This window comes from Nostoc sp. 2RC (assembly GCF_014222165.1).
GTDB classification, from domain to species: domain Bacteria; phylum Cyanobacteriota; class Cyanobacteriia; order Cyanobacteriales; family Nostocaceae; genus Nostoc; species Nostoc linckia.
Genome location: NZ_JACKZU010000825.1, coordinates 1 through 319, shown reverse-complemented (window position 1 = coordinate 319; position 319 = coordinate 1). Strand labels below are relative to the sequence as shown.

General features: G+C 52.4%; 1 rRNA gene. It reads left to right on the top strand.

Features of this window, described 5'->3' with window-relative positions:
* Nucleotides 1–319 (top strand): 23S ribosomal RNA (locus GNE10_RS35130); the annotation flags it as partial.

The following is a 319-nucleotide window of genomic DNA, read 5'->3' as shown; positions in this document are numbered from 1 at the left end:
GTGCGTAATAGCTCACTAGTCGAGTGACACTGCGCCGAAAATGTACCGGGGCTAAACATATTACCGAAGCTGTGGATTGTCCTTTGGACAATGGTAGGAGAGCGTTCTAAGGGCGTCGAAGCATGATCGCAAGGACATGTGGAGCGCTTAGAAGTGAGAATGCCGGTGTGAGTAGCGAAAGACGGGTGAGAATCCCGTCCACCGATTGACTAAGGTTTCCAGAGGAAGGCTCGTCCGCTCTGGGTTAGTCGGGTCCTAAGCTGAGGCCGACAGGCGTAGGCGATGGATAACAGGTTGATATTCCTGTACCACCTAGTAT